This is a genomic window from Subtercola boreus, assembly GCF_006716115.1.
Classification (GTDB): domain Bacteria; phylum Actinomycetota; class Actinomycetes; order Actinomycetales; family Microbacteriaceae; genus Subtercola; species Subtercola boreus.
Genome location: NZ_VFOO01000001.1, coordinates 4,029,146 through 4,049,182, shown reverse-complemented (window position 1 = coordinate 4,049,182; position 20,037 = coordinate 4,029,146). Strand labels below are relative to the sequence as shown.

General features: G+C 66.5%; 19 protein-coding genes. 9 read left to right on the top strand and 10 right to left on the bottom strand.

All coding sequences use genetic code 11. The annotated features are described in order from the left end of the window. On the bottom strand, positions 1-725 hold a 725-nt coding region (locus FB464_RS18845; protein WP_142206765.1), incomplete at its 3' end, for an NmrA family NAD(P)-binding protein. After that, a complete protein-coding gene (locus tag FB464_RS18840; protein WP_116415678.1) occupies positions 722-1,645 on the bottom strand; it encodes a LysR family transcriptional regulator in 924 nt (307 codons plus the stop codon). The genes FB464_RS18840 and FB464_RS18845, both read right to left, overlap by 4 nt. A 326-nt stretch (positions 1,646-1,971) precedes the next feature. Between FB464_RS18840 and FB464_RS18835 the strand changes: the two genes are divergently transcribed. Both FB464_RS18835 and FB464_RS18830 read left to right on the top strand, forming a co-directional pair. Beyond that, the gene (locus FB464_RS18835) at positions 1,972-4,722 is read left to right on the top strand and encodes a helix-turn-helix transcriptional regulator (RefSeq protein ID WP_170151965.1); all 2,751 of its coding nucleotides are present in this window, start codon (positions 1,972-1,974) and stop codon (positions 4,720-4,722) included. 116 nt (positions 4,723-4,838) lie between these two features. Beyond that, entirely contained in the window at positions 4,839-5,723 is an 885-nt protein-coding gene (locus FB464_RS18830; protein ID WP_116415680.1) for an alpha/beta fold hydrolase, read from the top strand. 5 nt (positions 5,724-5,728) lie between these two features. Here FB464_RS18830 and FB464_RS18825 read toward each other — a convergent pair whose 3' ends face one another. Continuing rightward, positions 5,729-6,319 carry a TetR/AcrR family transcriptional regulator gene (locus FB464_RS18825; RefSeq protein ID WP_116415681.1) on the bottom strand — a complete coding sequence of 197 codons (591 nt, stop codon included), beginning with the start codon at positions 6,317-6,319 and terminating at the stop codon, positions 5,729-5,731. 159 nt (positions 6,320-6,478) lie between these two features. On the opposite strand from FB464_RS18825, the gene FB464_RS18820 reads away from it, so the two are divergent. Further along, positions 6,479-7,861 carry a DHA2 family efflux MFS transporter permease subunit gene (locus tag FB464_RS18820; RefSeq protein WP_246093142.1) on the top strand — a complete coding sequence of 461 codons (1,383 nt, stop codon included), beginning with the start codon at positions 6,479-6,481 and terminating at the stop codon, positions 7,859-7,861. 45 nt (positions 7,862-7,906) lie between these two features. On the opposite strand, the gene FB464_RS18815 is transcribed toward FB464_RS18820, so the two are convergent. From FB464_RS18815 to FB464_RS18805, 3 genes are all read right to left on the bottom strand, one after another. Then, positions 7,907-8,815: a LamG domain-containing protein gene (locus FB464_RS18815; protein WP_246093141.1), complete on the bottom strand. Its 909-nt coding sequence runs from the start codon at positions 8,813-8,815 to the stop codon at positions 7,907-7,909. After that, a complete protein-coding gene (locus FB464_RS18810) occupies positions 8,812-9,699 on the bottom strand; it encodes a S26 family signal peptidase (RefSeq protein WP_142206764.1) in 888 nt (295 codons plus the stop codon). The genes FB464_RS18815 and FB464_RS18810 overlap by 4 nt, the downstream gene beginning before the upstream one ends. Positions 9,700-9,823: 124 nt before the next feature. After that, positions 9,824-10,477 (bottom strand): hypothetical protein, encoded by a 654-nt coding sequence (locus FB464_RS18805; RefSeq protein WP_116415683.1) that lies wholly within the window; start codon positions 10,475-10,477, stop codon positions 9,824-9,826. 281 nt (positions 10,478-10,758) lie between these two features. Between FB464_RS18805 and FB464_RS18800 the strand changes: the two genes are divergently transcribed. From FB464_RS18800 to FB464_RS18785, 4 genes are all read left to right on the top strand, one after another. After that, positions 10,759-11,211, top strand: a complete 453-nt coding sequence (locus tag FB464_RS18800) for a MarR family winged helix-turn-helix transcriptional regulator (RefSeq protein WP_170151966.1) — start codon at positions 10,759-10,761, stop codon at positions 11,209-11,211. A gap of 78 nt (positions 11,212-11,289) precedes the next feature. Further along, entirely contained in the window at positions 11,290-11,976 is a 687-nt protein-coding gene (locus FB464_RS18795; RefSeq protein WP_116415685.1) for an MSMEG_4193 family putative phosphomutase, read from the top strand. A 59-nt stretch (positions 11,977-12,035) separates the two neighbouring features. Then, a complete protein-coding gene (locus FB464_RS18790) occupies positions 12,036-12,608 on the top strand; it encodes a DUF3090 domain-containing protein (RefSeq protein WP_116415686.1) in 573 nt (190 codons plus the stop codon). 2 nt (positions 12,609-12,610) lie between these two features. Next, entirely contained in the window at positions 12,611-13,378 is a 768-nt protein-coding gene (locus FB464_RS18785) for an SCO1664 family protein (protein WP_116415687.1), read from the top strand. 76 nt (positions 13,379-13,454) lie between these two features. Here the strand turns inward: FB464_RS18785 and FB464_RS18780 are convergent, their stop codons facing one another. Then, positions 13,455-14,960 carry an MFS transporter gene (locus FB464_RS18780; RefSeq protein ID WP_116415688.1) on the bottom strand — a complete coding sequence of 502 codons (1,506 nt, stop codon included), beginning with the start codon at positions 14,958-14,960 and terminating at the stop codon, positions 13,455-13,457. Positions 14,961-15,105: 145 nt separating this feature from the next. Here FB464_RS18780 and FB464_RS18775 point away from each other — a divergent pair, with 145 nt between their 5' ends. Beyond that, positions 15,106-15,675, top strand: coding sequence for a TetR/AcrR family transcriptional regulator (locus FB464_RS18775; protein WP_116415689.1), 570 nt, complete (start codon positions 15,106-15,108; stop codon positions 15,673-15,675). A gap of 663 nt (positions 15,676-16,338) precedes the next feature. Here FB464_RS18775 and FB464_RS18770 read toward each other — a convergent pair. Beyond that, positions 16,339-17,148 carry a hypothetical protein gene (locus FB464_RS18770; RefSeq protein WP_170151819.1) on the bottom strand — a complete coding sequence of 270 codons (810 nt, stop codon included), beginning with the start codon at positions 17,146-17,148 and terminating at the stop codon, positions 16,339-16,341. 153 nt (positions 17,149-17,301) lie between these two features. Between FB464_RS18770 and ppk2 the strand changes: the two genes are divergently transcribed. Beyond that, positions 17,302-18,228: a polyphosphate kinase 2 gene (gene ppk2, locus FB464_RS18765; RefSeq protein ID WP_246093214.1), complete on the top strand. Its 927-nt coding sequence runs from the start codon at positions 17,302-17,304 to the stop codon at positions 18,226-18,228. Between the two features lie 51 nt (positions 18,229-18,279). Here the strand turns inward: ppk2 and FB464_RS18760 are convergent, their stop codons facing one another. Together FB464_RS18760 and FB464_RS18755 are read right to left on the bottom strand one after the other, a co-directional pair. After that, positions 18,280-19,251 (bottom strand): hypothetical protein, encoded by a 972-nt coding sequence (locus FB464_RS18760; RefSeq protein ID WP_116415691.1) that lies wholly within the window; start codon positions 19,249-19,251, stop codon positions 18,280-18,282. Between the two features lie 33 nt (positions 19,252-19,284). Next, positions 19,285-20,013 (bottom strand): hypothetical protein, encoded by a 729-nt coding sequence (locus tag FB464_RS18755; protein ID WP_116415692.1) that lies wholly within the window; start codon positions 20,011-20,013, stop codon positions 19,285-19,287. Between the last annotated feature and the right edge of the window lie 24 nt (positions 20,014-20,037).

Below are 20,037 nucleotides of genomic sequence, written 5' to 3'. Positions count from 1 at the left end.
CGCGGGATTGCGGTGACCGCAGCCTGGAAGTCTCTGATGGGTACGGGAACGTAGCGGATGGGCCTCCCGATCCCCTCACCGAGGGCAGCGGCTATCTGCTCGCCATTCATCACGGTGAGGCCGTTCAGGAAGTAGGTCTTTCCTGCGTGAGGTGACGGGTCGCTGAGGATCGCGGCGATCACCCTGCCCTGGTCGGCGGCGGCGAGCGGCGCGAACTGTCCATCGCCGAACGGGAGTGCCAGCACATCGTGATCGATGACTCCCTGTCGCGCGAAGTCGTAGAGGAGCCATTCCGCGAACAGTGTCGGCCGCAGATGCGTGACGGGCACACCCGACCAGTCGAAGACCCGCTCGGCGATCCAGTGGTCGCGGGCTGCGTGGCTGCCCGAATCCCGGCGGGCCGTTCTTTGCGAGAGGTTCACGATGGCCTGCACCCCTGTCTCGGTCGCAGCTTGGGCGAAGTAGGCTGTGGCGTCGATGAGGCCCGGCTGAACAGGGTAGACGAAGTATGCAGCGCTGACTCCGTCGAGGGCAGCGTGCACGCTGTCGATGTCGAGCAGATCCCCTTCGACGATCTGCGCACCGAGTTCTCTGAGCCTGTCTGCGCGTTCATCGTCGCGGTGTACGAGCGCACGGATGGTGTGTCCACCACCGCTCAGAGCTTGAACGGCGGCGAACCCGGTCGACCCGTTGGCCCCGGTGACAAGCAGAGTGGACACGCTCATGATTGATTCCTGATTCTGAGATGTTGTGGAGCACTGTGGGGGAATTCCGCGACCGCCAGCCGGAGAAAGAGAGACGTGGCGATCGAGTTCTCGCTGCGGTCACTCGCCAGTCCGATCGTGCGCGTGATCGGCTTGGGGGGCTCGATCACGCAGGCTCCGGCCGCCTGGGCGGCCAGAGCGACATTCCGCGGCACAACCGCCACTGCTCTACCGGCCAGCGCGATCGACACCAACAGCTCGGGATGATGCGTCTTTATGGTGGATGCCGGTTCGACGCCGACCATGTCGAACAATTGCTTTCCGGGTTGGTGCGGATGAAGCGATTCCGGGAGGTGCACGAGGGCTCGGCCTTCGACGATGGTCCTCGTCGCCATCTGGATTCCACCCGCCTTCTCGCCCCCACGGGGTGCATAGACTCCGAGGTAGTCGTCTTGGAACAGATTCGTCACGGTGAGGGTCTGCGACCTGACAGGTTGGTCGACGACCGCGAGATCGCACTTGCCTTCTTCGAGCGCAGACACTGCCGCTGCGGTGGATTCGGCCGAGGCGAATTCGACATCGACGAGGGGTCGGTCATCGTGGAAGCGGGCGATGAGCCGGCCGATCCGTTCCATTCCGGAGTTGGTGGCGGCGCTCAGTCGCAGGAGGGCAGGCGGCCTGTCTGGCACGGGGTGGAGCGCCCGGAGAACATCCTGTGCGTCGCGCAGCGCTCGTTCTGCCGGCTCGATCACGGCTTTTCCGGCCTCTGTCAGGAACACGCCTCGAGCCGTCCGGGTGAAGAGTTTGGCTTGGAGTTCTCGTTCGAGCAGTGCCACTCTTCTCGTCAGCGCCGGCTGGGAGATGAAGAGGGCCAGTGCTGCTGCTGAGAATGAACCGCAATCGTTGACTGCAACGACGGCTTCGAGGCCGCGGAGATCCATCAGGTATCGCCAGCTGAGGTTCGGATTCCAGTCACGTCTTCACCGTAGGGAGGCCGACGCCGCCCGCGCATGACACATTCACGTTATTTGTGAAGCGAGTAGCAACTGCCGTGAACTCGTGACGCGACCGCCCTGGCCCGGAGGTAGCACGTCCGTGCTAGGTACCCGCTGCCCAGCGGATCTGCGGGCAAGAGGGTACAGTCATTTTAATCATGTTGAACAACATCTAAAAGCTTTATCCGAACGAAGCCCAGGTCCGATTGAGCGAGTCAGCACAGGCGCACGGTGGTCGCGCACGAAGGGTTCTGCCCACCCGAGGTCGAGACGTGGAATTGGCGACGATCGGCCGGGCCATCGACACTGTCGTCGGCGGGCAAGGCGGCTGGCTCGTCATTTCAGGTCAGCCTGGCTCCGGAAAGACACGGTTGCTTGAAGACGCCAAGGGGCTGGCTCTGCAGTCGGGCGCCCGATACTTCTACGGATCGGGCGATCCAGAGGGCCACCTGACTCCCTTCGCACCGCTCCTGGTGGGAATGGAGGCAGCGGGGGTCGAGCTGCTCGCCGAAGATGAACTCGCAAGTCTTGAATCGAATCCGGAGAACAGATTCTGGATCCTTCAGGAGCTGCAGGATGGTCTGGACCGAGCGTCTCTGGACGGTCCGATGGTGATCGTCATCGACGATCTGCAATGGTGCGACGACGCCACGCTCCTCGCCCTGAAGACATTGCCTCTGCGCCTCTCGGCTTCGCCCATCCTGTGGGTCGTCGCGGTTCGCCAGAGCGCCATGAAGGCCAGCAGGATCACCAGCGTCTTCGAGCGGTACGGCGATATCGGAGAGAACCTCCTGACGCTCGGGTCCCTGTCGGACAGCGCGGTCGCGAGCATGGTGCACGACGTCGTCGGAGCCACACCGGATGCACGCATGCTCCGATCGGTCCTTCAATCTGAAGGCCTGCCGCTGTACGTCCTCGAACTCCTCGGTGGCCTTGTGGACGAAGGCCTCATTGCGTCTGACGGCGGGGTTGCCCGGCTCATCGGCTCTGCCGTGCCGCAGCGATTTCGAGAGTCGGTGAAAAGCCGGGTCAGCGCCCTGTCCGCCCGGTGTCGGCAGACGTTGGAGGTCGCATCCGTCATCGGGCGAACCTTCGAGTTGGAAGTGTTGGCCGAGATGCTCGACGTCAGCGTCGGGGATCTCATCGGCCCGGTGCGTGAAGCTGTCGATGCAGGACTTCTCCTCGACATCGGCGACCTGCGCTTCTCCCACGACCTGTTCCGGGAGATCATCGAAGAGGAAGTCCCGGCAACCGCACACCGGATTCTTCGGCGGAAGGTCATCGACGTTCAGCTGGCCCGTGGGGGCAACGTGATCGAAGTCGCCACGATGCTTGCCGAAAGCGCCCAGCCCGGCGACTCGGACGCCGTCTCTGTGCTTCGGAGCGCGGCTCGCCAGCTGAGTTCCCTGACGCCCTCCACGGCAGCCGATCTGGCCGTCCGAGCGCTGGAGCTCTCTCCCGGCCGAGATCCGGACCGCGCGGAAATCGTGTCGGAGGCAGCAACGTACCTCTGGCAGGCCGGCCAGGCCACGCACGCTCGCAGACTCATCGACAAAGAATTGTCGGGTGTCGCATCCGGCGAGGAAGAAGCACTGCTCCGGTTGAGCGTCACCAGGATGTCGAGCCAATTCTCCTTCTCGGAGGCGGTCAAGCAGGCAACCATCGCTTTGGCCCTACCCGGCATCTCCGAAGCGACCAGGCAGAACCTCGAGGCGCAACTCGCCTTGAACACGCTGATGACCGCCGAGGTGCAGCGCCCCGTGGACCTGACGACGGCCGCGCCGGAGAACCTCGCCGTTCTGGCTACCTTTGCCACGGCCCGCGCGTCGCGACAGTTCTACGGCGGAAAATGGGAACTGGCGTTCGCGTCGATTCACGAAGCCATGATCATCGCGGATCTTGCGCAGACCAGGTACCGTACTGCGGCCAACGAAGCGATCTTCATCAGCTTCATGTATGTCAGTGCCGGCGACATCAGCAGCGCTCTCCGGGAAGCCGATCGCGGCATCCAGGAGACCACGCGGCTACGGCAGGGTGGCGGACTCAGGCTGTGGATCATGACGAGGGCACGCGTTCTTCTTGACGCGGGCCGGCTTGCGGACGCTGGCGTCGAAGCCCAGGCGCTGCTGGAGATGGTCGACGAGTTGGGTCCCGGCAATTTCGCCGACATCACTGCGATCTACACTCTCGTTCGCGTTGCCCTCTACGAAGGCGACGTCGAGGCCATCAACACCCACCGGGTGTCCGCTGAACGGATGTCCCGCGACGAGGCAGCGCGCATTCGGAACACCGGTTCCTGGCTCGCATCGCTCATCGCTGGATGGTACGGCGAATGGGAAACGGCAATCGAGTTGGCCCTCCCCGTGCTCGATCGCCTCGGCCTTCCCGGGCCGTACTTCTCCGGCTCGACTGATGCTGCAGATGACGTCGTGTTCGTGAGGATGGCCCTTCGAACAGGTCACCGCCGAGCGGCGACGACCATGGTCGCGTTCGCGGAGGCTCGCGCCGCAGAGAACCGACCGTTCCCCATTCTCCGTGCAACGGCAATGCATGCCCGAGCCCTCCTCTCAGACGACAGGGGGTTGATGCTCAAGGCCGTCGTGTTGCTGGAGTCGATCGATCGGCCGATTGTCTTGGCCTCAGCCCTGGAGGACCTCGGACGGATGAATGTGGGCCACGATTCGACGACGGCAATCGATCACTTCAAGACGGCGCTGAAGCTCTACGCCGAAGCCGGAGCCTTCCACGAGGAGAAGCGCATCACCAAGAGACTGGCCAACCTGGGCGCGCCGCCCGAGACCGAGGTGCCGTCCGGCACCGATGCCTGGTCGACGTTGTCCACGGCTCAACGGGCCGTGGCCTCTCTGATCGTTCAGGGCCTCACCAACCGCCAGGTCGCCGAGCAGCTGAAACTCTCACCCCATACCGTGAACGCTCACCTGCGTTTCGCTTTCATCAAGTTGGGGGTGCATTCCCGAGTCGAACTCGCCGGTCTCTACCATCAGACGGTCGACCCCTCCTGAACGCGCAGCCCTGAACACCGCTAGCAGAGGTCAGCACTTTCTGTCATGCATTCTGTGACCGGTTCCCGCACATAACTGATGCCTCCGAAGAGCCTTCGGAGACCATACTCGTGCACATGAAACGCACCCAGAAAAATGCCCGTCTCAGATGGGCCGGTCTGTTCGCCGCGGCGATTGCAGTTGTTGCAGTCGTCATCCCCGGTCAGCTCTCAGTCGCAAGCGCCGCACCCTTGGACTCGCAGGCGGGCGTCTCTGCCTCGGTGAGCCCGAAACCCACGATCGTGCTCGTGCACGGTGCCTGGGCCGACGGTTCCAGTTTCGCGCCGGTGACCACCGCCCTGCAGCTCGCGGGGTACACCGTGCTGGTCGCGCCGAACCCTCTGCGCGGCGTGGTCGAAGACACCAAGGCGGTGTCGGACTTCATCAACCAGAGAACGTCTGGCCCCGTCATCCTGGTCGGCCATTCGTACGGCGGTGTCGTCATCACGGGCGCGGGCCTCAACGACCCTGACGTCAAGGCTCTCGTCTACATCGACGGGTACGCACCCGACAACGGTGAATCGGCGCAGCAACTGACGAATGTGTTGCCGGGTTCGCTCCTGAACGTCGCCAATCCGACCACGGTGTTCGATTTCGTCCTGCCCGCGCCCGACGCGCCCCAGGCCCTCTACGACAGCTACATCAAGACGGACCAGTACAAGGCGATCTTCGCCGCGAGTCTTCCTTCGACCGTGACGAAGACTCTGGCTGCAGGCCAGAGCCCGATCACGCTCGGTGCGCTCGGTACCCCGTTCTCAGGCACACCGGCGTGGAAGACCATCCCCAGCTGGTTCTTCATCGGCACCGCTGACAAGGTACTGCCCCCCGCCGAGCAGCAGGTCATGGCCGCGCGAGCCCATGGAAAGGTCACGGAGGCGAATTCACCTCACCTCGCAATGATCGCGAAGCCCCTCCAGGTCACCGGGGTCATCATCGACGCAGCACTTCACTACAGCCGGTAACCGACTCACCGTAACGCCACCTTCACCGCGGCGAGAATCTCATCCGCAATGGGATGGCCATCCGCAGCCCGCGCGATGATTATCGCGCCGACTGCGGTGGCCATCGTCACGAGAGTGTCCGCCCGCTGACTCGGCGACGGGACCACACCTTCCGGCTCGGCAAGACCGGTCAGATGACTCAGATTCTCGGTCAGCCCGGCCGCGTAGGCAGTGCGCGCAGGAGAATCATCGGGCTCCCGAGCCACGTCGGCGCTGAGTGCCGCGATCGGGCAACTGCGGTCGAGCTGGCGACGATGGACGTCGGAGAGATAGAAATCGACGATCTCGCCGAGGGCCGCGTCGTGATCGCCCGGGTGATGTCGAGCGACCGTGGCGAAGGTGCGCGACTGCACGTCGAAAGCTCGTTCCACAGCGCGCGCTTCAAGGTCGGCTTTCGACGAGAAGTGTCCGTAGAAGCCCCCCCGTGTGAGTCCAACCGCAGACATCACACCCGGAATGGTCACCCCGTCGAGGCCGAGCTCTTTGACCTGCCGAGCCGCCGCGTCGAGGATCTCCTCCCGGTGGCGCTCCTGCTCGGCCTTCGAGACTCGTCCCATGAGAAACGCCTTTCCACCACCACGCCGAACAAAGATCGTATCCCGTCGGGATGCAAACTTCCGATGCCGGTATTCGAGTTCCGAATACGGAAGGGGTTTTCCGGGCGGCGGAGGCGTGAGGCGTCGCGCAGGCCATGCCGCATGCACTTGACTTGCCTCATGGCCGAGAAGATGACCACCGCGCAGCGATTCGTTCTCGCTGTGGCAATTCTGTCGGCGTTCGTCTCGTTTCTCGACGCGACCGTCATCAACGTGGCACTCCCCGCGATCAGCCGTGAGCTCGGCGGGGAACTGTCGTCCCAGCAATGGGTGGTCGACGCCTATCTCATCACGCTCGGCTCTGTCATCCTGCTCGCCGGCTCCCTGTCGGACGTCTTCGGCCACAAGAAGATCCTCCGGGCCGGCCTGCTCGGCTTCGGCGTCACTTCGCTGTTGTGCGCATTCGCGCCGACGATCGAATTCCTGATCGTGTCGCGGGCTCTTCAGGGCATCGCCGGCGCCCTACTTGTTCCGTCATCGCTGGCCATCATCCTTGCGAGCTTCTCCGGCGCATCACAGGGTCGCGCGATCGGCACCTGGACCGCGTTCACAAGCGTCGCCAACATTGCTGGCCCGATTCTCGGCGGGGTCCTTGTGGACCAGCTCTCGTGGCGTTTCGTGTTCGGCATCAACGTGCTCCCGATCGCCATAACCGTCATTCTGCTCGCCAAGCTCGAGCCCGACCACCACCGCCGGCCCGGCGTGAAGGTCGACGTGCGAGGGGCGGCACTGGGCGTCGTCGCCCTGGGACTGCCGGTGTTCGCGCTGATCGAACAGGCGAACTTCGGCTGGAGCTCTCCGATAGTGTTCGTGCCCCTTGTCATCGGTCTGGTCGCGCTCGGCGGCTTCCTCTTTCACGAGCGGAGGGCCGCGCAACCGATGTTGCCGTTGGAACTCTTCCGCTCACGGAACTTCTCCGTAGGGAACCTTGCGACCTTCCTCATCTACGGGGCGCTCTCTCTCGGATTCTTCAGCATCGCCGTCTTCCTCCAGCAGGTTGCCGGGTACAGCGCGACGGAGGCAGGGTTCGCGATGATCCCGACGAGCCTGCTTCTCATCGGGTTGTCGACACTTTTCGGGAGGCTCTCGAGCCGATTCGGACCGCGGCTGTTCATGACCGTCGGGCCTCTGCTCGCGGCCGCCGGATTCCTGTTGATGCTGCGCTTCGATGAAAGCGCGAACTATCTCAGCCAGGTTCTCCCAGCAATCGTGGTCTTCGGTCTCGGCATGGCTGTCACGGTTGCACCCTTGACCTCCGCCATCCTCGGCGCCATCGACCCCTCACGATCGGGGATCGCTTCGGCGACCAACAACGCGGTCTCGCGCGTCGCGGGGCTCATCGCTGTCGCCCTTGCCAGCCTCATTGCCGGCAGCGCCGTGCTTGATCTCGCGGGCTTCCACCGGGTCTCGTTCGTCGCCGCACTCCTCTTCGGCGCCGGAGGTATCGTCTCCCTCATCGGCATTCAGAACCCGAATCGCGACGAGGAACCGGGAACTGTCTGAGACTGTCGTTGTCGGCGCATCCACACTGCGAGCGGAACGCGCCCCCTACCGCCCTGCGGCGTAGTGGTTCGAAATCGTCGCCGGGCTCAGCACCACTGTGTAGACCGCCGCGTACCGCATCGACCCCGTGAAGAAACCGGTCGCGCCCGGGGTGGGCCAACCGCTGAGGTTGCCGCCGCCGAAACGCCACCAGCCAGCGTGCGCCTCTGCCGTCGTATAGGTCGCGTTGGCCGCGACGTTCTTACCGTCGACCCACAGGTTCATGCCGGTCGACGCCGAGAATGTGGCGATGACGTGGTGCCACAGGTTGTCGTCGTAGTCGAGCGGGCTCGTGATGGTCTGGAGTCCGTTGTTGTAGGTGCCGAAGATGAGCTGGCCCGTGGGGTTCAGGTAGACGTGCCGGTCGTAGACGCTGGATGTGCCGGTCTGGTTGGCCTCGAAGCCGACGAGTTTGCCTCCTCCGACGGTGGTCTTGAACCACGTCTCAAGGGTGAACGTCGCCGGCGTCGTGACCTGGGTGGGCGTCGAGAGGTAGCTTGTGGTGCCGTTCAGCACATAGGCGCTGTTCGTGTCGCGCGAGCAGGAGATGGGGGTGGTGGTGCTTCTCGTCATCGACCCCTGGTAGTTTCCGTTCGCCGTCCGGCCCGACACGTCGAGCGCCGTCGTCGCACCCGTCGCCTCAGTCAACGGGTACTGGAACAGTGCGTTCGACTTGTCGGCCGCGTAGGCCGCCGCGCAGGTGAAGTACGGTGCTGTCGCCGCAGTGTCGACCGAGTTGGTGATCCGTGCGACGTAGGCCGAGTTCGTGCCGGGCGTCAGCGCCGTCAGCACGCAGGTCGTGGCGAGGAGGGCGGCGAGCAGGCCGCCCCCGACGATTCCGCGCCAGCCCCGGCGCCCGAACGACCGCGACGATGGTGCCGCGTGCGCCCCGGGGATGCCCGAGTGGCGCGTCACGCGGGGAACTCCTCGTTCTCGGCCGGAAGCCCGACGATGATGCTCCAGAGCAGGGGAAGCGCGCAGATCGCTCCGAGTACGATCCAGCCGACCAGTGACATGTTGAGCGCCGAAGACAGGTGGTACTGGCTCGAGTCGACGAGGCTCGGAATGTCCAGGCTGCCGACCTGCCCGGTGACGAGGTCGGCGCTGGTGCCCCCGACGGCCTGCACCCGGATCGGCAGGATGCCCGTCGAGACGACGGTGGCATGCGCCCCCGTCTCGTCCGCGTTGGTGCTGAGCACGACGACGCCGATCAGCGGGCGGAGGATGTAGGCCGCCGCCGCGACGACGAACGAGAAGCCGGCGATCCTCACAGCCGATCGCCGGGCCGCCGTCCGGAACATCGACGAGACGAGCCAGACCAGTGCGGCACCGATCGCCACGAGGGGCAACGCCTTCACGAACCACCCGGCCGCAGGGAGGATCACCGCGGCTTCACCGATGATGTCGGTTGGTGCGAGCATCCATGGATCGATCGCACCGTTGATGTCACCCTGCGTCGAGATGCCCTGGTCGGTGATCGCGATGACCCGGTGGGTGAAGGTCTCGTTCGGCGCGGTCGGCGGGTGGAAGGTGATGATGTCCCCGACGGCAGTGTGGAGCGACGGCGTCGTGAGCATCAGTGTGCCGACTGGCGCGGTCTCGCCCATCGACGGCGTCTGCACGATGAACCAGCGCCCGCCGGCCAGAAAGAAGAGCAGAGCAGCGATCAGGATGCTCGACAGCAGTGTCGCGACTGCTGCGAGGCCGATGCGCACCGGCAGAGAAAGGGGTGCGCGACGCCCGGTCCAGCGACGGGGGCCGGAGTGGGCGCCTCTCGGCCTGACGGAGGTGAGTGTCATGCGACTCTCCCTTCTTCAGACTGTTGCGATCGGTTCGGTTCACATGGTGGAGCGCGGTGGTGACATGCGTGTCGCGGACGGCCCTGATGCTTTCGGGCTGCCCGCGACACGGTTCGGACGGTGACTAGCTGCTGAAGCTCCAGGTCATCGGAACCGAGGCCTGCAGGCCCTGGTACGTGTTGCCCGCGGTCGAAGCGAGGGTGACAGCGAAGGAGAAGGGAATGCTGGCACCGGCGGCCGGGGCGGCAGGCATGGTGAAGGAAGCGGCGGTTGCTCCGGCGAGGGTTGCAGCGGTGCCGCTGAACACGGTGGTCGCGCCGGAGGTGATGACGACGTTGAGCTTCGAGCAGAGGTCGGTGGCGGTGCCGTTCAGCGTGCCCGAGTTGCTCTGGGTGCAGGTGGCTCCCGGGGTGAGCGTGAAGGTGGTCGCCGCGACGGTGCCGATGTTCTTGATGGTGATCGGGGTGGTGACGGTGTTGCCCGGCGTCATGGTGGTGCTGCCGCCGAACTTGTTGATCGTGGCGCAGGTGGCCGCGTTGGTCGAGACCGAGCCGCCGTCGGTGCTGAGGCAGGTCACGGTGACACCGGAGTTCTGCTCCTGCATGACAAGCGCGCCGGTGGCGGCCGTGTTCGCGGAGTTGGTGATGCTGGCGACGAAGCCCGACATGGTGCCGGTGAGGCTCAGCGAGAGCAGAACTGCGCCGGCGACACCCGCGATCACGGCGATGGGTGCGAAGCGGAGGCGTTTGGCCTTGGAAACCGAAGCGTGTGAAGACATGTGGATGACCCCTAGGTGAGAAATGATTGGAGTGTTGCCCCATAGAACACCCGATGGGATCTACTTGATTGGCAAGCACCTTTATTGTGAAGTAACTTGGCTATAGATTCAATACCCTCTTTTGGGGGGACGCGAGCCAGCCGGGCTGCGGCCTAAAATCGAAGCTTCCCTTCTGTTCCTAGCGGAAGGCCCAGGACTGAGGTAAAATCATGGCTCTTCTCAGAGGAGATGAAAAAATTTCTGAAACAAGCCCCCGCAAACTCGCCGTGCGCGAGACTGCGGTGCGGCAGTTTCTCACGGCTCTGCACCAGCTCGACACAGAGCACCGCCATCTGAAATCGAGTTTCGCCCGGCACCTCGGTCTGGCCCAGACCGACTACTACGCGCTCATGTTCATCGCCGACGCGCAGACTGTGACGCCGAAGCAACTCGCAGCGAGCCTCAACTTCACCACCGGTGCGACCACGGCGATGATCGACCGCATCGAGAAGCTCGGCCTCGTGCACCGCATCCCGAATCCGGATGACCGGCGGAGCCTCCACCTCGAGCTGACCGCCGCGGGCATCGAGGCCTCATCGTGGGTGACCGATCGTTACCTCGAGACGGCCCGGGCCGCCCTCACCCTCGAACACAGTTCCACCCCCGAGCACAAGATCGACGTGCTGACGCATGCCACGGAGGCGATGACGGCCACGGTGGCGTCGCTGCGTGGCGACGACACCCCGGGCGACTGAAGCCGACACTCACCGAGCCGGCTGGGTCGCCGCCACGAACAGCACCGCACCCCGCCCGGTGGTGTCTAGGCTGTAGGCATGGCCACAGTCCTCCTCGTGCGGCACGGCCGCACCACCGCGAACGCCACCGGAGTGCTGGCGGGCCGCACCGCCGGAGTCAGACTCGACCGGGTCGGGATCGAACAGGCAGCCCGGGCAGCTGCCCGGATCGCCGCGGTTCCCGTGGTCGCCGTCGTGTCGAGTCCGCTCGAACGCTGCCGGCAGACCGCCCGCGCCCTCCTCTCGGCTCAGCAGGGCGAGCCGCCCACGCAGATCGAGAAGGCCCTCTCCGAGTGCGACTATGGCGACTGGCAGGGCCGGAAACTCAGCGACCTGGCGAAGGAGCCGCTCTGGTCGGTCGTTCAGTCGCAGCCCTCGGCTGCGGTATTCCCGGGCGGCGAGTCGCTGGCACAGATGCAGGCGCGCTCGGTGTCGGCGATCCGCCGGCTCGACGCGGAATTCGAGGCCGAGCACGGCCCGAAAGCAGTGTGGGTCGCGGTGAGCCACGGCGACATCATCAAGTCGGTGCTGGCGGATGCTCTCGGAATGCACCTCGACCTGTTCCAACGGATCAACGTGGGTCCAGCATCCATTTCGATCGTGCGCTACGGGGCGAACCGGCCCGACGTCGTCTCGACGAACACCGACTCGGGCGACCTCTCCTGGCTCGCCGCGAGCGCTCCCCCCACCGAGGCGGCGGTCGGCGGCGGAGCGGGCACCGAGTAGGCCCGCACTGCGACCCGGGCAGGGCGGAAGCGCCGCCCGGCCGCGCTTAGAATGGCTGCATGCCCACCATCGTCCATGGCTTCGACTGGCCCGACAGGGTCGTCGTCGGCACCGTCGGCCAACCCGGTGCCCGATCCTTCTACCTGCAGGCGCGCACCGGATCCCGCATCGTGACCGTCTCGCTCGAGAAGGAGCAGTCCGCGGTGCTCGCGGAGAAGATCGAGGAGATCCTCGACGAACTGATGTCGGCCGACGGCAATCCGCTCAGCATCCCCGACGCCACCCCCGTCGAACTCGTCGACAACGATCCGCTCGAGCAGCCGGTCGATACGCAGTTCCGCACCGGCACGATGAGCCTCGGCTGGGACCCGACGACGCTGCAGGTCGTCATCGAGGCGTTCCCGATGATCGACGGCGATGACGATGACGACTCCCTCGGCCTCGGCGACCCGACAGAACCGGGCGTCTTCGAACCCGAGGAGATGATGGTCGTCCGCATCCCCGTGGGCACAGCCCGGGCCTTCGCGAAACGCACCCTCGAGATCGTCGGCGCCGGCCGCCCGCTCTGCCCGCTCTGCGGCACACCGATCGACCCCGAGGGTCACACCTGCGTGCTGCCCGGCAGCTTCTGACCGTGAGCGGGGCCCTTCCGTCGGATGGCGAGCTGGAGCTCACCGGTCGGATCACGACGGCCTCGAACGCGACGTTCCTCGCCCAGCTGGGCGACCTCACCGTCGTCTACAAGCCCATCTCGGGCGAGAAGCCGCTCTGGGACTTCCCCGACGGCAACCTCGCGCACCGGGAGGTCGCCGCGCACCTCGTCTCCGAGTCGTTCGGCTGGAATGTGGTCCCGCGCACCTGGCTCGGCGATGGTCCGCTCGGCCCCGGAATGCTGCAGCTCTGGCAGGACGTCGACGAGGCGCAGGATGCCGTCGACCTCGTCTCCTGGGGCACCATGCCGGAGACGGGCTGGCGTCACGTGTTCGACGGGCGTGACGAGCACGATCATCCGGTGTCCCTCATCCACGAGGACTCAGCCGAACTGCGCCGGATGGCGGTGTTCGACGTGGTCACGAACAACGCCGACCGGAAGGGCAACCACATCCTGCCGATGCCGGGCGGGCACCGGTACGGAGTCGACCACGGCCTCACGTTCCATGAGGAGCACAAGCTGCGTACCGTGCTCTGGGGGTTCATCGGCGACGAGCTGCTGCCCGCAGAACTCGAAGGAGTCCAGCGCGTGCGCGACGACCTCGACTGGACGCTCGGCGAGGCGCTTGTGGAGCTGATCACCGACCGGGAACGGCGGGCACTCCGCAAACGCTGCGACCGGCTGCTCCAGACCGGGAAGTTCCCCGGCCCCCGCGGGCAGATGCCTGCGGTGCCGTGGCCCCTGTTCTGACGGGCATCCAGACCCGGCCGTTCACGGGCATCCGGCCCCGACCGTTCACGGGCATCCGGTCGCCGCGGTACGCCTGTCAGCCGACGTGCAGAGCCTCCGGGTCGGCGGCGAACCCGCTCCGCGGCACCTTCACCATGAACCAGCTGATCGGAGCGGCGATGAGTACCCCGACCCCCGCCGCCAGGAACACGGTCGAGTAGCCGTCGACGAACCCGGCGAACGGGCTGGAACCCGGAGCTGCTGAGGCGACCACTGCGGCGTAGAGCGCCGTGAAGACGGCCGTTCCGATGGATCCGCCGATCTGCTGGGTGGCGGTGAGCGCGGCTCCGGCAACTCCGGCATCACGTGGCTCGATGCCCGACAGGGCCACGTTCTGCATGGGTACGAAGACCAGGGCGAGCCCGAGACCGAGCAGGATCTGGCCGGGGAGCACCTGCGCCGCGTAGTTTCCGTCGACGGTGATTCCCGACAGCCAGAACAGGCCGGCCGCGGCGAACAGGGGGCCGACGGTCATCAGCAGACGCGGCCCGACCTGCGGCAGCAGCTTCGTCACGATCGGTGCGCCCAGGATGATCGACCCGGCCATCGGCAACGACGCCAGCCCCGACTGCAGCGCCGTCATGCCGAGCACGAGCTGGAAGTAGATCGTCAGGTAGAGCAGCGCCCCGAGGAGGGCCGCCCCGACGAGCATGCTGGTGAGGTACGCCCCGCCGCGCACCCGATTCAGGATGACCCGCAGCGGCAGCAGCGGATTCTTCGACCGTCCCTCCCACCAGATGAATGCGGCGACGAGGAGAACACCCAGCGCCAGGAATCCGATCGTGTCGACGCGCACCCAGCCGAGTTCGGCACGGGAGAAGCCGTAGACGATCGACGCGAGACCCGCGGTGATCAGGGCCGCTCCCGGAATGTCGTACTTCGTGTCACCGTCGGCGCGGCTCTCCCTGATGAGCGGAACAGCGGCGATGATCGCGACGAGCGCGATGGGCACGTTCACGAGGAGGCACCAGTGCCAGCTCAGGTACTCGGTGAGCACCCCGCCGAGCAGCAGGCCGACTGCAGCGCCCGATCCGGCGACCGTGCCGTACACCGCGAACGCTCGCGTGCGCTCACGACCCTTCGGGAACGTCACCGAGAGCAGCGCCAGCGCCGCAGGGGCGAGCAGGGCGGCGAAGACCCCCTGCAGCCCCCGCGCCACGAGGAGCATCTCGCCCGACACGGCGAAACCGCCGAGCGCTGACGCGGCCGCGAAGCCGATCATCCCGACGATGAAGGAGCGCTTGCGGCCCCAGTAGTCGGCGATGCGCCCGCCGAGCAGCAGCAGCGAACCGAAGGCGAGGGCGTACAGCGTGACGACCCAGCTGCGGTCGCTGTCGCTCATCCCCAGGTCGATCTGGGCGGCCGGCAGCGCGATGTTCACGATGGTCCCGTCGAGCACGACCATCAACTGGGCCAGAGCGACGACGGCCAGCATGACCCAACGGCGATTCGGATGCCCCGGGTCGACGGCCGACTCGGAGGGTTCGGTGGATGCGTTCGGTGCGTCTGCCGACCGGTTGAGGGGCGGTGCCGTGTCAGACATCAGTACTCCTGGAAATCATTCGGGCTCCTGGAATGGGAAAAGCCGCCTTCGGGAGGCGGCGTCGCGGGTGGGGAAGTGCTGTCGAGTCTAGATTCGCGAATTCCGAAAGTCAAACGAACCGGTTCGTTCGGTGTAGAATGGAGTCATGCGTTCGACGTCAGAATCTGTGAAGGCCCGTGTTCTCGATGCCGCCCGGGTCGAATTCGCCACCTACGGCCTCGCCGGCGCGCGCATCGACCGCATCGCGAAGGAGGCGAGCGCCAGCAAAGAGCGCCTCTACGCGTACTTCGCCGACAAGCAGGCCCTGTTCGAATCCGTGCTGAACCTCGACACGGCAGAGTTCTTCGAATCCGCCACGATCGATCCGGCCGACCCGTCCGCCTTCGTCGGCGCGGTCTTCGACCACGCCCTCAGCACCCCCGCGCATCACCGCATGATCACCTGGGCGCGGCTCGACGGCTTCGTCCTGAACCCGCCGCAGGGCCTCTCCGGGCCAGACGGCAAACTCGCCGCCCTCCGCGAGGCCCAGCGCATCGGGACCGTCGATCCGGACTGGCAGCCGGAGATGCTCATGCAGATCCTCTTCTCGCTCGGCCTCGCCTGGGCGCAGTCGCCGGTGCGGCATCCGGATGAGGCACAGTCGCTCACCGCGCAGACCGCCCGGGCATCCGCCATCGAAGCCGCCCGCCGGGTGATCGCACCCCGCACCCCCTGAGCGGCGCGTCGCCGCAGCCCCTCCCGCCCGCGCCGGCCCCTCAGTGGTCATGGCCGAGTGCAGTAGTCTGCACCGTTGTTGGCACGATCATAGGACGCGCGATTCCGCCCCCGTACCCAGACGGACAGTGGTGGGGCCAGTTCGTCGTATCGGCCGGATTCGGCGGCAGCCTGGCGGTCATGGGTGCAGGAGTGGCGGCATGGATCGCGTTTCACAATTCCCGACTCGATCGAGACCAGAAACAGTTTGCAGACGATCGTTCGCAATGGTGGGGCCGATTCACCTGGGCATGCGAAAAGTCGGTGAGCACCGCTCAGGGCGACTCAGAGATGGGACTCTCCGTGCTCCGGGCACTCATCGACGCGCCATGGTCACGGGATGAAGACAACGAGATGGCAATCGGAGTCGCGAACGTTATTCTTGACTCGAAGGTGCCGGTCCAGAAGCGGAGGAGACGGTGGCGGACATGAGCAGGTACAGCGAAAGAGCGCACGAGCTCGCTGAAGAGTTGGCCGAGAGGGCCGCCGCAAACCTCCGTCGATCTGGAAAGACGGTTGTACGGAACCCGGCGACAGGGCGCTACGTCGTCATGGAAAACAGTGTGCCGGCCCCGGAGAACCGGATCCGCCGCGTCGCCTGAACACGCGTCGGCAGACCGGGTCGTCAGCCCGCAAAGCCTGTCCCAGGGTTGAGGTGGTCGGAGTCCGACATGAGGCTGTCGGACTCACGGAGTTCGAGCGCCTCGATGGCGGGGAGCGCCAGGAGGGCGTCGATGAGGACGCGGGGACCTGCGACGATCGTGGAGTCCCAGTCGATCTCGGAGGCGACCAGCCAGGTGTGGTCGTCTGGCCAGATGAGCTGGGGCATGGGGCCCTCGAACGGTTCCCGCCAGGCGATCCCGGCATGCCAGGGCCAGTCCGGGTCTGCCAGTTCGTGGAGGGATCCGGCTCTCAGCACGTAGTCCCTGCCCGGCAATGCGAGCTGCTCGCCGACGTCGAGGCCGGGGATGCCCCAGCCGTTCCACACGGCGACCGTGATCCCGTCGGCCGTCGTCGCCGCGGCGAGCGCCGGCACGAGAGCGGCAAGCAGGTGGGGCGCGAGGCGCCCGGTCGGCGGAGCTGACACGCGTACGGATCCGTCCGGGCCGGGGAAGGCGAGCCCGCCGGAGCCGTCGGAGGCACGGTCTGTGAGGGCGTTCCACTGCACCAGCGGGTGGATCGTTCCCCCGCTGCGGGCGGCGACCTGCCGCCAGGACCACTCGGCCGCATGCGGTACCGTCAGTCCGCCCGCGCCGAAACTGTCACCGTCGATGTCATGGATCCCGACGCCCACGCTGTCGATGTCCACGGGAACCGGATGCAGCACCCGCAGGTACGCCTCGAACCCTGTGCCGGCAACCCCGCCCACGGTCCCCCACCGGCCGAGCCGCGCCCGCAGCCAGTCCCCGCGTTCCGTCTCATCGGTCGGTGTCATGCACCCATTGTGCACGCAAGGGGTCGCTGGCCGCCCCCGCAACGATTGGTGGAGGATTCAGAAAATCGAACCTGGCAGGGCACCCCGATAGCACTGTTCCCCCGCTGGACACCTGAACGTCGACGCGGTTCCGTATACTCTCGCACCGTGACCATCCCAGAAGGCCCCGACACCCGCTACGCCACCGCGCCCGACCTCGACGACGTGTTCGGCTTCACCGTGCTCGACACCGACGACGACGACCCGGTGCTGCTCGGACGCGACGGCATCGCCGTCGACACCTGGCGTGAGGGCTACCCCTACGACGAACGCATGGACCGGGCCGAGTACGAGTCCCGCAAGCGCCTGCTGCAGATCGAACTGCTGAAGCTGCAGAACTGGATCAAAGCGGAGGGTCGCCGGCTCGTCATCGTCTTCGAGGGGCGGGATGCCGCGGGCAAGGGTGGCACGATCAAGCGTTTCACCGAACACCTGAACCCCCGCGGCGCCCGAACCGTTGCACTCGAGAAGCCGAGCGAGCGTGAGCAGACCCAGTGGTACTTCCAGCGCTATGTGAAGCACCTGCCGGCCGCCGGCGAGATGGTGCTGTTCGACCGCTCCTGGTACAACCGGGCGGGCGTCGAACGCGTCATGGGCTTCTGCTCCGACGCGCAGTACGAGGAGTTCATGCGCCAGGCCCCGGCCTTCGAGCGGATGCTCGTGGGCGACGGCATCGACCTGGTGAAGTTCTGGTTCTCGGTGTCGGCCGACGAGCAGCGCACCCGCTTCGCCATCCGGCAGGTCGATCCCGTGCGGCAGTGGAAACTCTCGCCGATGGACATCGCCTCCCTCGACAAGTGGGGCACCTACACCGAGGCGAAGGAGGCCATGTTCGAGCAGACCGATACGGCCGACGCCCCGTGGACCGTCGTGAAGAGCAACGACAAGAAGCGCGCCCGCCTGGAGGCGATGCGTCACGTACTGAACCTCTTCGACTATGCCAACAAGGACGTCGAGCTCGTGGGAGCCCCCGATGCGAAGATCGTCGGTCCGGCATCCGAGGTCTACGAGCGCGGCGAGAACGCCCGCCCCCGCGCCTGACCGGCCCCCGCGCCGCGCCCCGGGCTCGCGGCGCGCCCCCGCATGTATCGGTCAGGGGGTGGTGACGTGCAGTCGTGAGACGGCGTCGACCGTGGAGGGCTGCAGGTCATCCAGAACCGTCAGTGCTTCGGCGGGGGTGAGCGAACCGGTCACGGTCACCGCGCCGCGCGGCAGTTCGATGAGGTAGTCGCCGGATGATTCGCTACGGCGTACGGGCGCGCCGAGCGCTGTGCCGACCTCGGTGCACGAGCTGTAGGTCGGGGTCGACGGGCACGCGTCGGGGTTGTGCGTCGCGCTGAAACCAAGGTCGTAGTAGCGGTCGCCCGAGGCATCGGATCCCGGCCCGGGGCTCACGTACGAGAGCGAGACCAGCACCGCGCCGTCGTAGGTCGCGTAGCCGTTCGGCAGCTCGACACCGCGCAGGTGGAAGCCGGCGAGCGGGGACGAGGGCGAGGTCGAGGGCGCGTAGACCGGCCCGTCGTAGGCCGAGTTCAGAGCGGACTGCTGCTGTTGGCCGGCGAAAGCGCTGACCGACCCGATGACCAGCGCGGCGGCGAGGCCCGCAGCACTGACGACGAGCAACCACCGCGGCCGCACGAGCCTGGTCGCGGCCGCGGGCAGCACCCAGAGCTGCGGCGCCAGCGCGACGGCTACGAGGTTCAGCGGCGACGCATCGGGCAGGGCCGCGAGAAAGAGGCTGCCGATCCCCTGGCTGAACACGAAGACGGCGAGGATGACCGTGAGCACCCCCGCGAACACCAGCGTGAACCGGCCGCCGCCCACCCGGCCGACGGTGCCGAGCAGAACGCCCACGATCGCGAGCAGATACCCGGCGAACAATCCGATCGCCCCGGCGAGGAGGAGGTAGCCGAGGCCCGCGAACGGGGTCGAGTCCGACGACTCGACGCCCCGGGCCAGCGACGACCCGACTGCCGTGCAGCCGACGGATGCCGCGACCCCCGCGGTCAGCGCGACGACCACGGAGACGAGCGAACGTCTCCACGTGAGCGGGCGGGTGGTCATGCGCTCGACGCTACCCGCCCGGCGAGCGCGCTGTCAGTCCGCCGAACGAAGGACAGTGGGCAGTGAGTCCGCAGAACGGCGGGCCGTCGCCGCCACCCACGCGAAGGCGACGGCTGCGAGCAGGAGGGCTCCGCCGTGGAGGTAGCCGGTGCCGATGGGTGAGTCGTGGGAGCTCGAGAACGGGATGAGCAGCAGGAACTCGACGATGGGAGCCCCGAGCACCGCGCCCACGGCGAGGATCAGCCACGGCAGCCGCGCGATCCCCCGCGATGCGCCGGCCAGCACGAGGGCCGCCACGAGCGGCGCTGCGGCGGCGACGAACGCGAGAACGAGGCCGTCACGGTAGGGCAGCACACCCCACAGCGAATCCGTGACCGTCGCGACCAGCTGCTGCCAACCCACGAGCAGCGACACGGCTCCTGCCAGTCCTGCGAACACGCGGACCCGCGGGAGCCCTCCGCGCCGGGCCGTCGCCCGGAGCGCCTGCTGAAGCCAGAAGATGCCAGTGAGCCCCGACGCGATCGACGCCACGACCACACTGAGAGTGATCGCCTCGAATGGCTCCGAGATGATCGCATAGTCGTGCAGGTGGTCTTCGGCGGCAGCGCAGGCGGCGTCGTCGTCGTAGGCCACGGTGCAGGGCCGCCACCGGTTCCAGGCGGCCGCGACTTCGGCGAGGCCAGACACGAGGAGCAGTGCGGCCGACAGCCAGAGTCCACGAGCGGTTTGGACGACGTTCGGTTGTGCGGCAGCAACGACCATGCGGCCATCCTCCCGGCCGCAGGT